Source organism: Eubacterium sp. BIOML-A2, from assembly GCF_009680135.1.
Lineage (GTDB): Bacteria > Bacillota > Clostridia > Lachnospirales > Lachnospiraceae > Faecalicatena > Faecalicatena contortus_B.
The window spans coordinates 61,952-81,109 of the sequence record NZ_WKZK01000001.1 but is presented as its reverse complement, the minus strand read 5'-3'; the positions used below and the strand labels follow the sequence as shown (position 1 = coordinate 81,109).

At 45.6% G+C, this 19,158-nt stretch carries 17 protein-coding genes and 1 pseudogene; all 18 read left to right on the top strand.

Translation table 11 applies throughout. From position 1 onward, the window contains the following. Positions 1-13 precede the first annotated feature (13 nt). The 18 genes and pseudogenes from GKG43_RS00335 (at position 14) to GKG43_RS00255 (ending at position 19,151) form a co-directional block, all read left to right on the top strand. Positions 14-226: a hypothetical protein gene (locus GKG43_RS00335; protein WP_050639313.1), complete on the top strand. Its 213-nt coding sequence runs from the start codon at positions 14-16 to the stop codon at positions 224-226. 67 nt (positions 227-293) lie between these two features. Continuing rightward, a complete protein-coding gene (locus GKG43_RS00330) occupies positions 294-485 on the top strand; it encodes a hypothetical protein (RefSeq protein ID WP_050639314.1) in 192 nt (63 codons plus the stop codon). A 152-nt stretch (positions 486-637) separates the two neighbouring features. Further along, the gene (gene lepB, locus GKG43_RS00325; RefSeq protein WP_055150996.1) at positions 638-1,156 is read left to right on the top strand and encodes a signal peptidase I; all 519 of its coding nucleotides are present in this window, start codon (positions 638-640) and stop codon (positions 1,154-1,156) included. Between the two features lie 192 nt (positions 1,157-1,348). Beyond that, positions 1,349-2,188 carry a tyrosine-type recombinase/integrase gene (locus GKG43_RS00320; protein ID WP_055150993.1) on the top strand — a complete coding sequence of 280 codons (840 nt, stop codon included), beginning with the start codon at positions 1,349-1,351 and terminating at the stop codon, positions 2,186-2,188. Between the two features lie 427 nt (positions 2,189-2,615). Continuing rightward, positions 2,616-3,008 carry a hypothetical protein gene (locus tag GKG43_RS00315; RefSeq protein ID WP_055150990.1) on the top strand — a complete coding sequence of 131 codons (393 nt, stop codon included), beginning with the start codon at positions 2,616-2,618 and terminating at the stop codon, positions 3,006-3,008. Between the two features lie 19 nt (positions 3,009-3,027). Beyond that, positions 3,028-3,414, top strand: coding sequence for a DUF2304 domain-containing protein (locus tag GKG43_RS00310; protein ID WP_083487005.1), 387 nt, complete (start codon positions 3,028-3,030; stop codon positions 3,412-3,414). Continuing rightward, the gene (locus GKG43_RS00305; RefSeq protein ID WP_129878292.1) at positions 3,411-5,534 is read left to right on the top strand and encodes an NAD(P)-dependent oxidoreductase; all 2,124 of its coding nucleotides are present in this window, start codon (positions 3,411-3,413) and stop codon (positions 5,532-5,534) included. The genes GKG43_RS00310 and GKG43_RS00305 overlap by 4 nt, the downstream gene beginning before the upstream one ends. A 15-nt stretch (positions 5,535-5,549) precedes the next feature. Further along, the gene (locus GKG43_RS00300) at positions 5,550-6,461 is read left to right on the top strand and encodes a hypothetical protein (RefSeq protein ID WP_242843797.1); all 912 of its coding nucleotides are present in this window, start codon (positions 5,550-5,552) and stop codon (positions 6,459-6,461) included. 92 nt (positions 6,462-6,553) lie between these two features. After that, positions 6,554-8,782 carry a pilus assembly protein gene (locus GKG43_RS00295; RefSeq protein WP_243125791.1) on the top strand — a complete coding sequence of 743 codons (2,229 nt, stop codon included), beginning with the start codon at positions 6,554-6,556 and terminating at the stop codon, positions 8,780-8,782. Next, positions 8,779-9,075, top strand: coding sequence for a glycosyltransferase (locus tag GKG43_RS23170; RefSeq protein WP_242857518.1), 297 nt, complete (start codon positions 8,779-8,781; stop codon positions 9,073-9,075). The genes GKG43_RS00295 and GKG43_RS23170 overlap by 4 nt, the downstream gene beginning before the upstream one ends. Continuing rightward, entirely contained in the window at positions 9,039-9,551 is a 513-nt protein-coding gene (locus GKG43_RS00290; protein ID WP_242857516.1) for a hypothetical protein, read from the top strand. The genes GKG43_RS23170 and GKG43_RS00290 overlap by 37 nt, the downstream gene beginning before the upstream one ends. Continuing rightward, complete coding sequence (locus GKG43_RS00285; protein ID WP_055150980.1) at positions 9,548-11,224, top strand: DUF2194 domain-containing protein; 1,677 nt, start codon at positions 9,548-9,550, stop codon at positions 11,222-11,224. Before GKG43_RS00290 ends, GKG43_RS00285 begins: the two co-directional genes overlap by 4 nt. 56 nt (positions 11,225-11,280) lie before the next feature. Beyond that, positions 11,281-12,720, top strand: a pseudogene (gene pelF, locus GKG43_RS00280) (GT4 family glycosyltransferase PelF). Then, positions 12,701-14,158 carry an exopolysaccharide Pel transporter PelG gene (gene pelG / locus GKG43_RS00275; RefSeq protein WP_055150977.1) on the top strand — a complete coding sequence of 486 codons (1,458 nt, stop codon included), beginning with the start codon at positions 12,701-12,703 and terminating at the stop codon, positions 14,156-14,158. Before pelF ends, pelG begins: the two are co-directional and overlap by 20 nt. Then, positions 14,145-15,644 (top strand): hypothetical protein, encoded by a 1,500-nt coding sequence (locus GKG43_RS00270; RefSeq protein ID WP_055150974.1) that lies wholly within the window; start codon positions 14,145-14,147, stop codon positions 15,642-15,644. Before pelG ends, GKG43_RS00270 begins: the two co-directional genes overlap by 14 nt. Positions 15,645-15,685: 41 nt before the next feature. Continuing rightward, entirely contained in the window at positions 15,686-16,750 is a 1,065-nt protein-coding gene (locus GKG43_RS00265; RefSeq protein ID WP_055150970.1) for a glycosyltransferase family 2 protein, read from the top strand. A 51-nt stretch (positions 16,751-16,801) separates the two neighbouring features. Beyond that, positions 16,802-17,821 (top strand): glycosyltransferase family 2 protein, encoded by a 1,020-nt coding sequence (locus GKG43_RS00260; protein ID WP_055150967.1) that lies wholly within the window; start codon positions 16,802-16,804, stop codon positions 17,819-17,821. A gap of 139 nt (positions 17,822-17,960) precedes the next feature. Continuing rightward, positions 17,961-19,151 (top strand): DUF4832 domain-containing protein, encoded by a 1,191-nt coding sequence (locus tag GKG43_RS00255; RefSeq protein WP_243125790.1) that lies wholly within the window; start codon positions 17,961-17,963, stop codon positions 19,149-19,151. Positions 19,152-19,158: the final 7 nt, after the last annotated feature.

Sequence of the window (19,158 nt, the reverse complement as noted above, 5' to 3'; positions counted from 1 at the left end):
AGGAGGGAACCATATGTTGTATAATTTATATCAATTCATACACAACACTTTAGGGTTATGCTTCTGGGATTTACCGGCGCTGCTGGTGGGAATCATCATGATAGTCGTATTCGCAGTGCATAAGCATAATCAGAAGAAACGTCAGAGCAACTTCGAAGATGAGCTGGAAGAAAAAATGAAAGCAATCAAAGAAGGAACAGCGGGCGAGGAGCCCGTGCAGGCATAACAACAAAGGCTGGCGCCGCCGGTTCCATCCGGCGGCGGACAGCACAAAATGAAAAGGAGGAATCAATATGTCATATATCTTTTCACACACCGTGCTTGGTTTTTGCTGGTGGGATCTTCCTGCATTAATCGTTTTGATTGTTGTTATCGTTGGATTTGCGGTAAAACACCACAACATGAAAAAAGAGGAAAACGATCTGGAAGATCAGCTGTCCGAACTCTACACAAACGATACAGTAGAGATTGACAGTAAAACATAATTATTAAAAACAATAAGCCCCTGGGAGTAACCTTCCGGGGGCTTTTTTAGAATATTCTGAAAACGGTACGCAAAGGGGTCAGACCCCTTTGCAATATTCCCAATCCGAGGTATAATAGGGATATATAATTTATATAGAAAGCAGTGAATTCCATGTCAAAGAGAATACTAAGCAAATATGACGGTAATAAGCAGAAGTGGCTGCATGATATTATTGAGATCATTATAATTTTTCTTGTAGTTCTTATTTTATTTAATTTTATTATAGGAGTATCGTTTGTTAAAGGAAAATCCATGTATCCAACGCTTCATAATAATGAGATTGCCTTTTATACCAGAATTATTCCGCATTTTGACAGGGGGGATGTGCTGTCTGTGAGAATGCCTTCCGGGGAGTATTACGTGAAGCGTGTCATTGCAGTTGGCGGTGATACGGTGGACATCAGGAAAGGAAAGTTATATGTTAACGACGAGGAGATGGATGAGCCCTATGTGAATGGGGAGACCGAGAGGAAGGTCGGAGGGGTTGAGTTCCCTTATACTGTTGAGGACGGAAAGGTTTTTGTAATGGGGGATAATCGTGAGGAGTCTATGGACTCCAGGGATTTTGGTGCTGTTATCCGTAAACAGATAAAGGGGAAAGTGTGGTTGTACATCGGCAGGATATCGTAAGAGCTGCCGCAGAGGAATGAGAACCAATAAAAGAGAGCTTCACAGGACTGATGCCAGAGGGTGGCAGTTCCGTGAAGCTTTTTTTCGTAATGGGAATGCTTTCATTTCAATAATAAAAAAAGAAAAAATACTTTCAAAATGTATAGTTTTCTGTCAAAATTGTATTTTAATAAATAAACGGAGGAAAAAAATATGACAGAAAAATTATGTATTAAAAAAGTGAAAGAATTTGAAAGAAACCTGGTTTTGAATGAAAAATCTCAGGCTACTATAAAAAAATATTTAAAGGAAATACAAAATCTATTTGATTTTCTTGGTGACGGGGAATTGAGTAAAAGCAGACTGTTAGAATACAGAGAATCTCTGCAGGAGGAGTACAAGGCACAGACGATTAATGTAAAGCTGTCGGCTGTTAATGCGTTCCTGGAATTCGCAGGCCTATCGGACTGCCGTATAAAATTTGTTAAAGTCCAAAAGAAATCGTTTGTAGAGGAAGAAAAGGAGTTAAAAGACGCGGAATATAAGTCTTTGCTGATTTCCGCCAAAAAGACAGGGAAAACCCGGCTATATTATATTCTGCTTACATTATGCGGGACAGGAATCCGAATCAGTGAGCTGAAATATATCACGGTTCATGCAGTAAGCCAGGGCCGGGCGGAGATAAATATGAAAGGCAAGCACAGAGTAATCCTTCTTCCCAACGAGCTAAAGGATAAGCTCAAAGAATATATAAACCATAAAAATATTAGGGAAGGGTGTGTGTTTATAACAAAAAACGGGAATCCGGTAGACCGGTCCAACATCTTTCATGAAATGAAGAAGTTGTCTAACGCGGCAGGAGTAGAACCGCAAAAAGTATACCCGCATAATCTCAGGCATTTGTTTGCGAGAAGCTTTTATGAAGTAGAAAAAAATCTATCCCATTTAGCGGATATTCTGGGCCATTCTTCTATTGAAACAACGAGGATTTATGTTGCATCCAGCTATAGGAACTTTGACAGGATACTGGATAAAATGCAGCTGATAATATAAAAACCACAGAATCAGTATTCTGTGGTGGCCGGATAATTTAGATATCACTGTTTTTATGTATTTAACCACGGAATCAGTATTCTGTGGTAAAAGAGATAAGTTATACATAAATTTGATGCTTTTATTATATATTAAAATCCGTCGATATTCAATTACATTTTATAAAAGCAATATAATTTTATACTGTTTTTAAGCATTCCTACACAATTTATCATAATTTAAAGATCTATATGTATAAAAATAAGACCTGCCGCAATTATTTTTCAAAACAGGTCTGCCCAACTACGCCCAAAATGTAATCTGAGCATATAAAACATAGATATCTCTAAAGAAGAATCAGAAAATGGCTTACATAATCTGAACCTCTCCACCACAGAATACTGATTCTGTGGTAATTCAATGAACAGGATAAAAAGGACGGCCCCCTATGGATAAAAGATATCACATTTCCGCTCCGTTGAGCATAGAATTTCAAAAAAAATCCATGTTTTTCCTTTATGAAGAAAACATAAAAAAGGAAATCCCTTATTCAGAGCTCATCATTGTTTATCTGGCAGTGAAAGACAATTATTCCGGCGGAATATACATGCCGGATATTACAGAAATCACCCCGGACATGGATGGCTTTATTATGATATACGGGCGGGCAGCGGATTATGAGCTGCATACATATAAGACACATAAGACTGCAGGCGAATTGTTTATTGAGATGGCAGCACATGCAGGGCAGGGTCTGTTTGGCTATGAGCAGTGGATCGAAGAGATAAGGCGGGATGCTTTTGAAGAAGCCGGAGACATGATGTCAGGATGGCAGTACTAGTATAGAGGAGGGACAGTATATGAGCATCGTTCTACAAATATTATCTGTTGCGGTATGTCTGTTAATGTTATACGGCCTATGCCGGGAGATGAAAAAGAAGCATCTGTCAGAAAATCAGGCGATCCTATGGATTGCAGGGGTGGCAGGCCTTCTGATTTTATCAGTTTTTCCAAAGATACTGCCTTGGGCGGCACAGCTTCTGGGAATCTGGTGGCCGCCGGCATCCCTGATCTTTTTCTTCCTTATCGTTATTATATTGATTATACTGCGCCATACGATCACGATCTCCTCGATGGAGACAGAGATAAAAGAGCTGGCAATGCAGATAGCACTTTTAAAGGACGAGAACACTGAACTGGAAAACAGGTTAAACAGTAAAGCTAAAGGGGAGAGCGCCGATATATGAAAGTATTGATTTGTGGAGAATATGGCATATACTGCAGGGAGTTAATTTCCAGGCTGAAAAAAGAGAAGCATGACATTTTTGTTATAACAGGATCGGAGAAAGCCCGGAGGGAGAAACCAAGATCCGGAGTTTTTCAAGAATACAATTTCAGTTACCGGAGTAAAAATATCGGTACGATCATGAAAAATGTACAGGCGGATGTGCTGCTGATTATGGGAATCTGCGACACCAAATTTACCTGGCAGGATATAAATCAGGAGTCGGTGCGCTATCTGACCAGTATCACTAATATCCTGATGAGCGCAAAGGAAGCGGGAATCAAACAGGTCATCTACTGCTCCTCCCTGGGGATCTACGACGGCTGTGAGGATGAAGTTATTGATAAGGACACTGATTTTGAAGCCAATTCTATTCTGATGCAGACGGTAATTCAGACGGAATACATGTGCGCAGAGCAGAATATCCCGGGGGAGTTTGAAATACGTGTTATCCGTTATCCGGAAGTATACGGTGATTATAAGACCCATAATTGCAATATCTGTACAAGGCTTATGGAGACCTTTTTTACCAGTACGGAGATGGAGATTGAAGCGGGAAGGCAGCACCGGGTGCTGTATGTCAATGATGCTGTAGATGTTCTGATGCGGGTATTTCTGTGCAAAGAACGGGAGAAAAATTACCTGATACCAGGAACTGTTTATACGGAACGGCAGCTCATCGATGCAGTTAAGACCGTGATCCCGGGAAGGGAGACCAGGATCAATGAGGCCGTGTATAAAACAATTCCACTCCCCGGGATAGAGGATCCGCATCTGGAGAGGCTAGGGATTTACGAAAAATACAGCCTGGAAGATGGGCTGAGAGAGCTGTTTAAGATATACGAAAAGGAAAAAAATCTGGAGATAAAAGAGGAAAAGAAAAAATCGGTTATCAAAGACAAATTGATTCCTCTGTTGGAGAATGTAGGGCTGTTTCTTCTCATGACACTGCTGACCTACCTCCTCAAAGACACCTGGTTCGGGAGCATAGCCGATCTTTATCTGATCTATGTAGTTATTATTGCCGTGGTATACGGGTGCGCCCATGCGCTTTTTGCAACGCTGCTCACGCTGCTGGCAAAGATTGGGGAGATCCTTATTACAGGAGGCGCATTTGATTATGCGGCTTTTACAGGAATCCTGCAGGTTCTTGTCATCGGCGTTGTTGTGGGGCATATGAGAGACAAATACAGAAGAAAAAACGGCGATCTGGAGGACGAGAAGAAATATTACCAGAGCGAGCTTGTAGATATGACCCGAATCTACGATGGGAACCGGTACGTCAAAGAGATTTATGAAAAACGGATTGTAAACTACGAAAACAGCATGGTGAGGGTCTATGAAGCCTCCAGTCAGCTGGACTTCTGGGAACCGCAGAAGGTGATTTTCCAGGCGGTCGATGTAGCGAGGGAGCTGATGGGAATCGATGACGTAGCAATCTACATAACAGGCAGCAATACGGGATATCTGCGCCTTGCGGCTGCTTCCTCCGAAGAGGCGCGTCAAATGGGCAAGTCCATTCATGCGGACGAGAATTTCTTCATGGGTAGGCAGCTGGTTGAAAGAACGGTATACCGGAACAGGGATCTTGAGTCGTCCCTTCCATCCTATGCATGCGGAATATATGACAGAGAGAATCTGAATGCCATTATCATGCTGTGGACGAAAGACCTTACCAAGATTAACCTCTATGAGTCTAATATGCTGGCTCTGATCTGCCGTCTGATTGAGGCATCTATGAACCATGCGGCCACATACTGGAACCGGCTGGCGAACCAGTATATCGAGGGGACAAATGTACTCAAAGAAGAGGAATTTGATAAAATGTATCAAATCTGCCAGGAGGGATCCAAGCAGAATAAGCTGGAATATACGGCCCTCAGGGTACCCGGACCGTACCTGCAGAGCAGGGGGGCAGAAGGGTACACCCAAATTGCTTCCTTAATAAGGCAGACAGATATCATTGGGGAAAGAGACGGAGATATATGCATTCTCCTGATGAACACGAACGAAAAGGAAGCCGATTATGTAATTCAGCGCTTTCAGAATGCAGGAGTACGGGTAGAAAATGGAATTGGATGATAGGAGCTGGAAAGAGTGGAAAACAAATGGTTCATGTGGATTTTGATCATAAACACGTGTCTGGCGCTGGTTTATTTTCTGTACAGAGGCGTACTAAAAAAAGAATATAAAAAGGCCTTTCTTCTGACCATATTCATGATACTGGTTCCGGCAGTTGGAGTCATATTCTTATCGTGCAGTGAGCTGTTTAACTTTATCCTGTTTCATAAGCGCGACGGACTGTTGAACGAAGAGGAACTAAGTTTCAGCAAAAAAAGAACCCGTATGATCATAGGCGAAGATATTGAGAAGGAGGTTGACAGAGTGCCCATCGAGGAAGCGCTGATGATCTCTGACACCATGAACAGAAGGCAGCTTTTCCTGGAGGTACTTAAGCGTCCGGATGTGGAAGATTATATGGGAGGAATCCGCAGCGCCATGGCGCAGGAGGATTCAGAGGTGGTGCATTATGCGGCATCCTACATAACAGACACGATTGCAAAATATAAAGATACGGAGAAACGGCTCCGGTCGATCTATGAGCAAAGCAAGGAAATTGATACGCTTCTGCTGTACCTTCAGTTCTGTGACAATATGCTTCACAAAAAAATATTCAGCGAACCTGAGCAGAAAATTTATCTGAATTTTTTTGAAGGATACATGGAAGAACTCTATCAGAAGGACAAAGCAAAGGTGAATGGAGCCATGCTGGGGGATATCATTGAATTCCGGAACGAGTATCAGGACGTGGGCAGCACTGAAAAATGGGTGAAACGTGCAGAGGATATGATGGAACAGGATCTGGCTGCGGCTAAGGAAGTTCTGAAGTACTATTTTAAGATAAAAAACAAGTATGGGTTCAGGGAAGCTGTCCGGCGGATTAAGGAGTCGTCTCTGAATCTGGACAGCGAGCTTCTTGAATGGATCCGGTTTTATCCGGCAGACTGATGAACCTGAGAAAAGAAGCATGACATGACACACGACGTGCGCCCCGTCCTGGTAATTCCGGGGTGTACTTGAATAAACAGACAGGGTGGTAGATGACGATGATATGGGAAAATGTGTGGACGATAATAGGGAGCGCGGCAGGATATTTTTTTCTGACTCTGATGCTTCCCTCTGTCTGCCTCCGAAAATATACAGCCGAAAAAGAGCTGACTTTCCGTTTTTTCTTCTATCAGTGCATCGGAAATTTATATATTAACTTTATTGTTCTTTTACTTGGATTTCTGCATTTGGTTCATTTTATTTCTCTGCTGCTCCTGCTGGTTATCCTGCCTTTATCCCTGACATCCTGGAGAGAGCGCAGAAGGATCATGGCCTTTTGGCGGCGTTCGGCAAAGGTCCTGAAGGAACTGATACTGGGAATCTATGGCTTCCAGGTGTTTTTCCGTAAAATCAGGCAGAAGCTGCTGGGGTGGCTGATCCAAAAGAAGCGCTGTCTTAAGGGAAATGTGGCAGAAATCCTGATATTTAGTGCTGTGATGGCCTGGATCATCTGGTTTTACGGATGGTACAAACTGCATAACACGGGGTATGGGCACACGGACGAGGAGATCCACCTTTACTGGATCGGGGCGCTGATCCATGGTAACCTGTTCCCGGCCGGAATGTATCCCCATGGCGTGCATACCCTGAATGCAGCGCTTGGAACATTGTTTCCGATGAATGTTACCCGGGTTTACCTGAACTTTTCGGTTCTTTCAACCGTCATGGTTTTTGGCTCGGCATATGCACTGTTCAGAAAATTCTTTTCCAACAGATATGTGGCCATGGCAGGCTGGGCCTTTTTTGTTTTTACGGATTTATTCCATACTACGTCCTATTTTAGATTTCAGTTTTCCTTTCCAATGGAGTTCGGGCTTGTTGCTGCTTTCGGCATGGTCTATGCCATGCTGGCGTACATAAAAAATAAGCAGAAGGGAGAGCTGATATTGTTCTCCGCGTGTATTACGTGGACGCTCATGGCCCATTTTTATATCACCATCCTTTGTTTGGTTATCTGCGTCTGCTTTGGGTTGGTCTTTTTCATTCCCATTCTGCGAAAGAAAGTCCTGCTTCGATTTGCTGCGGCCGGGCTTGCAGGCGTTATTCTGGCGTGTATCCCCTACGTCTGGGGATATCTGAACGGATATGAGTTTGAGCGTTCCATTGAATGGGCGCTGGGGATCGCACAGACAACGGCGGAGTCGGAGAATCAGGAAGATGCGGATGGCGGGAAGGCGGAAGCAAAGTCCTATAACTGGCGGGAGGAAGATGTCCTGACGCTTGCGGAAAATCTTCTGAAGGATGAATCCAAATATCTGTCTTACAACTATGTGAACAAGAGAGATACGGCCAGTATGCTTATGCTGGCGGACGGGGCGCTTGCCGTTTATGCCCTGCTGGGCCTGATCTTTTCCAGACAGAAGATAAGGTATCTGGGGTATCTCTTCTGGGCGGTATTGTGGGAGGCCGGCGCGATACTCGCATGTGCCTATTACCTGAATCTTCCGGCCCTGATCGAAGTAAAGCGCATGGCAACGTTTCTGACGTTTTTGAGTATCCCGCTGCTGGGACTGCCTTTCGAAATGCTGTTTACTATGCTCAGGCTGTGCAGGATAAAGGAAAAGTACCTGGAAATGTCCTTCGCGGTTCTGATTACCGGCGGTATCTGGGCCATGTCGTCTGCAGGGAGAATAAAGGAAGAGCGCTATTACAGCATTACAATCTCTGAGGCAGATATGAGGGTGAGCCTGGATCTTTGTGAAAATCACGAAAAGTACACGTGGACAGTCATATCGCCCACCAATGACCTGTCGGTAATCCGGTACGATGGCTATCATTATGAAATCGTGGACTTGTTAAAAGACTTAGACAGGGGAAAGAAAAGTATCTATATTCCCACTCCGGACATATACGTAGTGACAGAACGGCATCCGATCTCCTTCGCCAATGACCGGCGGGAAATAGACAGAAGCGACATCGATGCACCGGACAAGGTGAAGGCAATCAGCCCGGAGATGGCACTGCAGGACATTGACTGGACCGAGGATTCAAGCGGGCTGCATGGTGCAGATGCGCCGTATTATTACCAGAGGGATGTGGTTATGTCCAAGCTTCATTACTGGATGGAGGCGGTAAAACAGATCTATCCAAACCATGTCTGGGAATATTACAGCGATGAGACGGTGACTGTTTTTAAGATTTCACAAGATCCTTATTTTACATTAAATCTTTCTGTAGACTATAAGAAACTAGCGGAAGAAGAGGTAGGTGGCAAAGAATGAATAATATACTTTTGATGATACCGGCGTATAATGAGGCTGAAAATATAGGAGATCTGCTTCTAGACATGAAAAAAATGGGGCTGGAGGCGTACATGGATGTCCTGGTGATCGATGACTGCTCTGCGGACAGTACTTCAAAAATTGTGGAGGAGACCGGTTTTAAGGTGATACGCCAGGTCTTCAATATGGGATACGGCGCAGCTTTGCAGACCGCCTATAAGTATGCCGTGGAAAAAAATATGCTTATCTGCTTCAGATGGATGCGGACGGCCAGCACGATCTCTGCAACATAAGAGTAATTTGTGAAAAACTGGGCTGTTTTCCGGCGGATGGCGGCGAGCAGAAAGGCACATGTGGGGACGGCGCCTGCCCGGATATTGTGATAGGTTCCAGGTTTCTAGAAGGGAGCCAGTCTTTCCGGATTTCAAAATTAAAAAAGTATACGATCTATTTCTTCCGGAAAATCATTAAAAAAGTGACCGGCTGCAGTCTGACCGATCCTACCAGCGGCCTGCAGGGACTGAACAGAAAGGCGTTTGCATTCTATTCTGAGTACAATAACTTTGATTTAAAGTATCCGGATCTGAATATGATCGTGCAGATGCTGCTGCTTGGTTTTAAGATCGAAGAGGTACCTGCCGTCATGCATGAGCGGACCGCGGGGGTATCCATGCATACCGGCCTGTTAAAGGTAGGGAAGTATATGGTGTTAATGATGTTGAGCACATGGAATGCCTGGTCGCGTTATAAAGCAGGGAGCATAAAATGAAATTACTGAATAAGCTTGGTCTTTCCAAAAAGAACCAGCTGAAGAAATACATATTTGTTTACATAGTGATTATCCTGTTCTGCCTTCTCTTTGTTTTTTTGATTGTGAGCAACCTGGATAATATTTGGAGGAGCATTCATGAATCCAGCCGAGTCGAAACAGACAACCGTGCAGAATATAAGGCGGTGGTGAAGCTGGCGGAGCAGCTGGATAAAGAACAAGCCGGAAAGGGAGCAGAATACAAGACTGCTGAAAAGACTGTAGTCTGGGGGCGGGATACCGCAGGTTACCAGACATCCGTCCTGCAGCTTGAAAATATGAAAGAAGGTTTTCGGACGGAAGAGGTGCTTGAAGATTGTGCCGGGGCTGAAATCTTATTTATATGCAGAACAGATTTTTCGGAGCAGGAGCTCAGGCTGCTAAAACAGTACAGTGAAAGAGGCACAACACTTTTCTTTACAGAGATCCCCTCGGAAACCGCACTGGAGGACAAAAGCGTGAGAGATCTCCTGGGAATCGATACTTATAAGGGGATTGAGCAAAAAAAGGGGATCCGGCTTACAGAGAATCTTTTGTTCGGTGAGATAGCAGAGAGCAAAGAAGCATTTACGATGAAGGCCGTAACCCTGAAAAGGCAGACAGAAGTCTATGGCTCGGCACTGCAGGATAAGAAGGTAAAAAACGAAAAGCTTGCCCCGGTATTCTGGCGTTATCAGGACAGCATAAAGGGCGGAAGCGTTTATGTGGCGGACCGGGAGCTGATGTCCGCAACCATGGGCTATGCAGTAATCAGCTTTCTTTTTACAGATTTATACCAGGCGTATATGTACCCTATCGTGAATGCTTATTGCTTTGTTGTATCAGGAATGCCATATACCGATGAATTCTCATCAGATTATTTGCAGAAGGAATATGAAAGAAACAGCATGGGAGTGCAAAATGATATTTTCTTCCCGGAATTCCGGCGTTGCGAAGAGCGGTATTCGGTTAAAACGACATGGTACACAGATGACGGTGAGGGGATCAAAAAACCTTCGAATGCGATGCTCGCATATTATCTGGAAGGGATTGTGGAGGGAAGTAATGAGATCGGCTCGCTTAACAGCTACAGCCAGAAACGGGAGACGGACTCGCCCTTTGATAACCGGCTGGAGTTGTGGGATTCTGATTTTAAATGGACAGAAGGGATGACGGATACGGTCTGCATCCCATATCGGCAGATATCAAAGAAAAAATATCAGAACGTCATATTTCAGGATAAGGGGTTAAGCCGCGGAATAGGATTCAATAGTGTTTTTACAGATATTCCCCCGTTTCTATACGGCACGGATGAGGGGAAACCGGTACGATGGATTGACTACTGCCGCAATCTGGAGACAATACTGGGGGTAGAAAAGGAAGATATCCCATGGCTGGAACGAGTGACGGTCGGCGAGGCCGTGTACAGAATCAAAGCGTTTCAAATGATGGAACCGAATATTACGTATTCGGATACCGGGATAGATGCAGTAATCGGTAACTTTACAGGGAGGGCATTTTTCTATCTGTCCCTGCCGGCAGGCCGGGAAATAGTATCGGTAAAAGGGGCTGAGACTACTAAAATCAATGATACGCTTTATTTGGTAGATGCGAAAAAAGAGCATGTAAAGATTACATACCAGGAGAAAAGGTAACAGGAACCGGATGAGGCCGCACAAGGGCAGTATAAGGAAGAAAGGAAATGGTTTGAATGAAAGTATGTTTAATTGTTGAAGGAGCATATCCCTATGTCAACGGCGGGGTATCAAGCTGGATGCAGGGGCTGATGCTTGCCATGCCGGATGTAGAATTCGTTGTACAGTCTATAGCGGCAAGCCCGGATGCGAATCTGCAGTTTAAATATAAGATTCCTTCGAATGTCAGTGAGATTCAGGAGGTGTATCTACTGGATGACGATTATGTGAATAATAAAACCCAGAAAAGGGTTTCCCTGACAGGGGAAGAGTACGATGCGTTCGAAAACCTGATGTTCGAAAGCAATCCTGACTGGAATGTGATAATCCGATTTTTTGCAGAAAAAGAGGTTTCGCTGAATGCGCTGCTTTCGGGACGTGATTTTTTTAAGATGACTCTGGACTACTATAATACGAATTTCAGAAGGGTTGTATTTTCAGATTTCCTTTGGACCATGCGTTCCCTTTAGCTCCCCCTGTTTACGATCTTAAAATCCAGGACGGAGAAGGCGGATCTGTACCATTCCGTATCCAGCGGGTATGCCGGGATCTGGGGGTGTATGCAGAAGAGCTTATACGGGCGCCCCTTCCTGATGACAGAGCATGGGCTGTACACACGGGAACGGGAGGAAGAGATCATCAAAGCGGACTGGGTAAGCGGGATCTACAAGGATATCTGGATCGACCAGTTCAAAAAGATCGGAGAATGTTGTTACCAGTACGCCGACAGGGTGGTATCCCTGTTTGAAGCTGCCCGAAGGTTCCAGATTGAACTGGGATGCGACGAAAAAAAGACGGTGGTTATTCCGAACGGCGTAAATTACCACAAATTTGAGGGGATCCGGCAGAAAGAGGATACGGATCCATATATCAATGTAGGAGCAGTTCTTCGTGTCACCCCTATCAAGGATGTTAAGACTATGATCAGCGCCTTTGCGCTGGCTAAAAACATGGAGCCAAGACTAAAGCTGTGGATCATGGGGGGCATGGAGGAAGCAGAGGAATATGCGGAGGAATGCCGTACCATGGTGCGGGATATGGACATTCAGGATGTGGAATTTACTGGGATCATTGACGTAAAAGAGTACATTGGCAGGATGGATATTCTGATGCTGACGAGTATCAGCGAAGGCCAGCCGCTTTCTATTCTGGAGGGCTTTGCCGCGAAGAAACCATTTATTGCCACAAATGTAGGGAACTGCAAGGGGCTGATCGAGGGGGAACGCGACAATTACGGCATGGCCGGTTATATTGTGCCTGTAATGGGCGTATCCGAAATTGCCCGCGCGATCCTGAAGCTGGCAGGAGATGAAGCGTCCAGAATCAAGATGGGGCAGGCGGGTTACCAGAGAGTTGTAAAGGCATACGATGAGTCCGAGGTTTTCAGCACATATTATAATCTTTATCTTGAACTGTCAGAAAGAGAGGAGGAGAAAAATGGCGGGCATCGGATTTGAATTAAAGAAAATATACAGGAAAGAAAGCATATCCAGGGGAATGCTGGGCATTGTGTACAGTTCCCTTGTGACCATCGGTCCAATGATACTGGTGATCGTGGCCATCCTTCTGCTCTATTTTTTTCTGGGGATGACGAAGGTGCCGTATGCGGACAGAGAGCTGCTGTCCTCCACCATACTTTACACCTTTATCTTTTCCGTCATACTGACCTCTCCGTTCAATGTCATCTTTTCCAGATATCTGGCGGATAAATTTTACATGGAAGAGTATTCCAACATACTGGCCTCCTACTATACGGGGAATTCTGTATGCTGTATCATAGCAACGCTTATGTTCCTTCCTGTGGGATGGAGCCTGAGGGTACGGGGGAAGATCGACCTGCCGTTTATTCTCGCTGCCTATGTGCAGTGGATGTCGCTGGTTATATTATTTTTTGCGATCACGTATCTGCATGCGACCAAAGATTATAAAATCATTGCGCTGTTCTTTGTGATTGGTATGGCGATCAGCTTTGTCGTGTCTTTTGCCTTCTACCGGTTGGCTGGACAGGATGCGATCCACTCCATCATATACGGGCTGTCGCTGGGATTCTTTGTGATCGCAGTCTGCGATTTTTCCTATATCAAGCGGTATTTTAAAAGCGTGTCGAACGAATACGGGGAGTGTATGCATTACTTGTGGTCGTTTAAACGACTATTAGGGGCCAACCTTTTATACATCCTGGGCCTGTATGTCCATAATTTTGTATTCTGGACCGTGCCCGGCCGCCTCTATGTGGCTTCTACTTATTACAGCCACCAGGCCTATGACATGGCCTCCTGCCTTGCCATGTTTACAAACATTTCCGTGATGGTTTCCTTCATGGTTGTGGTGGAGACGAGGTTCCATACTGCCTATAAAGAGTACATGGAAGGCGTCATCGGGGGAACCTATAAAATGATCGCAAAGGGACGCAAAAAGCTGTTTCGGACGCTCTCTCAGCAGATTATCCAGGTGTTTGGCACACAGATTGCAATCACGTCGGTTATATTTCTGTTTATGGTGTTGTTCGGAAAGAAGATCGGGTTCGACAGTGTTACGATGACGATTTATCCTATGCTGGTCGTTGCCTTTCTCGGAATTTTCATGATGTATGGGAATATTATTTATCTGTATTACTTCGCAGATATGACGGGAGCATTTCTGACGGGCGCGCTGTTTTTTGCAGTTACGCTGATTGCCAGCCTGTTCTCCAGCAAGTGGCCGATTCCGTTTTGGGGAACGGGGGTATTTATCGGAATGCTGACGGGATGGACATACAGCTTTTTCAGAATCCGCTGGATCGAGAGAAATCTGGATACCTTTATCTTCTGCGATTACAAAGTCGTGGACACGATGAAGTCTTCTAATAAAGGAAAAGTTGTTTACCGAAAGAAGGAGCGCAATGCAGCAGGATAGTGGAAAAAAGCTACTGCAATGGAATATCATTGTCAGCATGCTCAGCCAGGTCTTGTCACTGGTGATTAATCTGATATCAAAGCGGGTGATATGCCTGTATCTGAACGTGGAGTACCTGGGCCTCCAAAGCCTGTACTCTAATTTCTGTGACGTGCTGTCCTTTGCGTATTTTGGCGCGGGGACGGCCATGCTGTTCAGCTTTTACGGCCCGCTGGCCAGGGGGGACAAAGAAAGGCTGGCCGCAATTTACAGGTATTATGACGGCATTTATAAAAAAATGACCTGGGTAGTTCTGGGAATCGGAACTGTATCGACCATATTTGCAGTATTCTCGGTAAATGCCAGTATCAGTGATGTGGAGGTCACTGTTACATATCTGACATTCATGCTGTCCGTTGTTTTATACAACAGGCAGATGGTGAGAAATTACTTCATCCAGGCGGATCAGCGCAGATACTTTGTGGCGGCGGTGACCGGCGGGGTGGATGCCTCGGCTCTGATCGTTGAGATTCTGCTGTTAAAGTATTTCAGGAGCTATGAGGCATTTGTAATCTGTATACTCGTAAAAAATATTTTCATAAATGGAATTTTCGGCAAATATCTGAAGGCCCGGTATGGATTTTTGTTTGAACCGGGTAGGGAGTTGGAAAAAAAGGAAGCAGATGCCATCAAAAACAATGTGGCCGATATGGTGATGTACCGTTTCGGGAAAGTCCTGATCAGCAATACGGACAATATCTTCATCTCCCGCTTTATTAATACGGCTATGGTTGGAATCTATTCCAATTACCAGTTCATTATTGCGGGAATTACAAGCCTGATTGGAGCATTCTACGAGGCTATTACGGCAAGGGTGGGACAGCTGCTGTCTGTAAGCGAACGGGAGAATCAATACCAGGGATTCCAGTTTTATTCGTTTATCAATTCATGGATGACGGGAGCCACAATCGTCTGTTTTTATTATCTGGTTCAGGATTTTATCAGGATCTGGATGGGGACGGTGGAGTTGTTGTCCCGGGAAGTGATTATAGTGATCATTGTAAATTACTACCTGGAAATATGCCGTTCTGCCACCAAGATGTACCGGGAGAGTGCCGGGCTGTTTAAAAATATAAAACGGATGATATTGATTAAGGGCGGACTGAATATCGTCCTTTCCTTTGTGCTGGGAAAAATATGGGGTCTGTGGGGGATTTTATTTGCGACGACCATTGCATCGGCGGTCACGCTTTTTTGGTATGAACCCCTCATTGTGTTCAGGTATTTTAAGAAAAGCTTCTTGAATGAAATATACTACCAGTTTATCACGCTTCTGCTACTGGCAGTGTCCCTCTTTGTTACGGGGGCTGCCGTGAAGGCGCTCCCGGAGGGCGGGGTCCTGCATTTTCTGCTCAAAGCGGCTGTATGCGGGGTGGTGTGCAACCTCTGCTATCTGGCATTCTATCTCATCTTTAACCGAAGGATGAAAAAGAACATGAAGGCATAGAGGGCGTGGGCCCGGAAAATTATATCGAAAGAGGAGGCGCTATGGAGATCAGTTTTATCATACCCGTATATAACGGGGAGAAGTTTATACGACGCTGTATTCGTGCGATTCGCAGATGGGAACGGGAGGAACAGATCGAGATTCTGATCATTGACGACGGTTCTGTGGACAGCACGGGGAAGATCTGCGACGAGGAGGCCGCAGAGGATGGCAGGATCAAAGTGTATCACATTGAGAACTGCGGGCAGGGGCTGGCCAGAAACTACGGGCTCAGAGCGGCGTCAGGGAAGTATATCTGTTTTGCGGATGCGGATGACTGGTCGGACACTGACAGTATATACAGGCTGTGGAAGCAGGCAGAAGACGTCCGCGCGGACGTTGTCATGGGCAGTTATTACCGGGTAAACGGCGAAACCCGGGAGTGGGTGCACGCCGCCGGAGAAGGCCTGATGAAGCGGGAGGGAACCGCCGCAGAAACGGGACTGTACCATAAGGTGAAGACGGAGAGCATGTTTGGTTATGTGTGGAACAAATTATACCGGAGGCAGTTTCTGCGGGAGCATGATATATGGATGGATGACATCCGGTCTATGAATATGGAAGACTTTCTGTTTAATATGAAGGTATGGAGCCACTATCCAGTGTTTTATTGCATGGACTGTCCGGTCTGCTATTATGTGACGGATCATGCTTCTACGACCCGAAAATCAGATCCTCAGATACACACAAAAAGCGTCAACATGATTTGTTCGCTGGTTAGTTATCTCGAGGGGGAGGGCGTACTGGAAGAGAACTTGGATATGGTTGTTCCGCTGATCATGCGGTCTTTCTGCTGGTCAATGATAAAAAATATTCCCTTTGAAGGAAAGTCTTTGAGACGCCTTGAGGAGCGGGCAGGTACGTTTGCCTATGCTGCGGAGACAGAGAAGGCGCTTGGGACCGCAAAGGCATCAGAACAGCTGAAGACACTTCCCTCGGCGCTGCAGCGGTGGTTCTATCTCTTCTGCATGTGTGCACTGAAACGCAAATTAATTAAGATTATCAGTCTGTTTTTTTATATATGTTATCCGCTGATGAAACGGTATGTATCGGCAGTTTTAAAGTAGAGGGTAAGAGTTCGGGCAGGCCTGAATTCTTACAGTAGAGGAGCTAAAGATATGATAAGTGTCATTGTCCCGGTTTACGGGGTGGAAAAGTATCTGGAGAGATGTGTCGGTTCTATTCTTAGCCAGACATTTCAGGATTTTGAGTTGATCCTGATAGATGACGGTTCCCCGGACAGATGTGGGGAGATGTGCGACAGGTATGCAGGGCAGGATGCCAGGATCCGCGTCGTGCACCAGGAAAACCGGGGGCTGTCCGGGGCCAGAAACACAGGGCTTGGCCTGGCAGCAGGGGAGTATATTACATACATTGACAGTGATGACAGGATCGAGCCGAAATACCTGGAGGTGCTGTATAATAATGCCGTAGAATTCCAGGCGAAGGTATCTGTCTGTGCATACGGCCTGGAATGGGAGCACAAAAGCAGACAGGGTCAAAACAAGCAAAACGAAAGCAGGCAGAACAAAAATCAAGGGGAAGAGGTCTTCCATACCGTGGTTTATACCGGCAGGCAGGCTGCCGAAAAGATTGTGAAAGAAAGCGCACGTGCGATGATTACTGCCTGGGGAAAGCTTTATCACAGAGACCTAAAGCCGCTGCTGGTATATCCGGAGGGGAAGACTCATGAAGACGAGTTTGTGACATACCGTGTTTTTTATGAAGCCGGCCGGGTCGCCGTATCAAACCAGCCGCTGTACCGTTATCTGCAGCGCGGCGGGAGTATCATGAATGACGGCTTTCGGGAAAAGCGCCTGGATAAAATCAGGGCGCTGCGGGAGGCTGTTACATTTTTCAGGGATAACAATGACTGGGAGTTGGAACGGTATGCGAGGAAAAGATATCTTACCAATTTGCAGATCGCCTGGTACCGGACCGCGAAGTTTCTGCCGGACCGAAAAGAGCTGGGTGCTTTGCTGAGAGCAGAATGGAAGCTGACTTACAGTACATATAAGAAAGAGATCCTGGAATGTGCGGGATTTATGGATCGGTTATCGATCCTCGTATTTTCCGTTTCGCCTCATGTATACAGGGTGATGGCGGAAGTGTATTTGAAATTATTTCCGGAGGTTTGATACGATTAAAAAAGATAGAAAAGTCCGAAAGGCACTACGGTTTATGATTCTCATAGTTTTATTGGCCGCCGCGGTTATCTGGTTGGTATCTGAATATCGGGCCAGACTGGTTTTTACTTACAGGGAAAGTGGCAGCAGAGTGGCAAATCCCTTTCAGGGAGTCTATTTTCAGTGCTCGACCGGTGATCCTGACAGGCTCTATGATGTGGCGGAGGAACACCCGGATTATGATGTTGTTCTGCTTACATTTCTTTTGGATGACGAGCGGGAAATGGAGGTGATACCGAATGACAAGATGCGGGATCTGGAACATACACTCCAGATTGCACAGGAATTGGGGCTTTCGGTGATCTTCCGGGCGGCATATGATTTTATCGGGGAGTATGAGGATCCGGAGTTTGAAATTATGTTAAAACACATCCGGCAGACCGGCCAGGTTCTGAATGCATACAAAAGCTGCATTGCGGGAGTCCAGGCCGGTATGATCGGGGCGTTTGGGGAATGGACCCAGAGCCGGTACATGGATACAAAAATATACCGTATGGAGGTCATCCGAGCATGGGAGAGTGTGCTGGATGCAAGGATCCCCGTGTCTGTAAGAAGACAGAAGTTTATACGGGAAGCCGAATCGTGGGGATGTGACACCGGCAGGCTGGGAGTTTATAATGACGGACTGTTTTCCAGTGAAAGCGATCTGGGTACTTACAGGGAGGATTACACAAGAGAAGAGGATCTGAAATGGTCCGCTGCGAACATCAAGGTGCCGTTTAACGGGGGAGAGATGCCCTTTATCAGTGAATTCACTGATATACACAATGTGGCGGAAGAAGCGCGGCAGCTGAATCTGTCGTACCTGCATGCGGAGTATAATCATGAGGTGTGGCAGTACTGGGCGGAGCAGGAATATGACAACATGCCGGGTGATGAATACATTAAAATGCATCTGGGCTGCAGGCCGTGGGCAGAATCATTTAGTATTGACAGACATTTTACGGCGAAAAAGCAGTTACGGCTGGAGCTGAAGGTCAGAAACAGCGGATTTGCTATGATCAATCCGGACTACCGGTGGTATTTTATACTGCGGTGCGGGGATGTGGAAAAGCGGATAAGGGCCGACGCAGCAATGGAATCCAAGGAAAAGGGGACAGTCAGCGCCGAATTTGCAAATCCCTTTCCGCAAGAAAAGTTGGGGAAGAACGGAATGACCGTGGGAATCCAAATTTCAAAAGAAGAGCCGAGGGATATAGTTGAAGCTTACTGTGTCCGGCTGGCAAACGATAAAACGGCATATGAAAACGGAATAAACATTTTAGCAAATATCAATGAGTGAGGGCAGA

Coding starts and splice junctions, on each gene's coding strand:
- GKG43_RS00320 (WP_055150993.1), top strand. CDS start 1,349: ATGACAGAAAAATTATGTATTAAAAAAGTGAAAGAATTTGAAAGAAAC.
- GKG43_RS00305 (WP_129878292.1), top strand. CDS start 3,411: ATGAAAGTATTGATTTGTGGAGAATATGGCATATACTGCAGGGAGTTA.
- GKG43_RS00265 (WP_055150970.1), top strand. CDS start 15,686: ATGGAGATCAGTTTTATCATACCCGTATATAACGGGGAGAAGTTTATA.
- GKG43_RS00295 (WP_243125791.1), top strand. CDS start 6,554: ATGACGATGATATGGGAAAATGTGTGGACGATAATAGGGAGCGCGGCA.
- pelG (WP_055150977.1), top strand. CDS start 12,701: ATGGCGGGCATCGGATTTGAATTAAAGAAAATATACAGGAAAGAAAGC.
- GKG43_RS00335 (WP_050639313.1), top strand. CDS start 14: ATGTTGTATAATTTATATCAATTCATACACAACACTTTAGGGTTATGC.
- GKG43_RS00270 (WP_055150974.1), top strand. CDS start 14,145: ATGCAGCAGGATAGTGGAAAAAAGCTACTGCAATGGAATATCATTGTC.
- GKG43_RS00330 (WP_050639314.1), top strand. CDS start 294: ATGTCATATATCTTTTCACACACCGTGCTTGGTTTTTGCTGGTGGGAT.
- GKG43_RS00310 (WP_083487005.1), top strand. CDS start 3,028: ATGAGCATCGTTCTACAAATATTATCTGTTGCGGTATGTCTGTTAATG.
- GKG43_RS00260 (WP_055150967.1), top strand. CDS start 16,802: ATGATAAGTGTCATTGTCCCGGTTTACGGGGTGGAAAAGTATCTGGAG.
- GKG43_RS00315 (WP_055150990.1), top strand. CDS start 2,616: ATGGATAAAAGATATCACATTTCCGCTCCGTTGAGCATAGAATTTCAA.
- GKG43_RS00290 (WP_242857516.1), top strand. CDS start 9,039: ATGGATGCGGACGGCCAGCACGATCTCTGCAACATAAGAGTAATTTGT.
- GKG43_RS23170 (WP_242857518.1), top strand. CDS start 8,779: ATGAATAATATACTTTTGATGATACCGGCGTATAATGAGGCTGAAAAT.
- GKG43_RS00285 (WP_055150980.1), top strand. CDS start 9,548: ATGAAATTACTGAATAAGCTTGGTCTTTCCAAAAAGAACCAGCTGAAG.
- lepB (WP_055150996.1), top strand. CDS start 638: ATGTCAAAGAGAATACTAAGCAAATATGACGGTAATAAGCAGAAGTGG.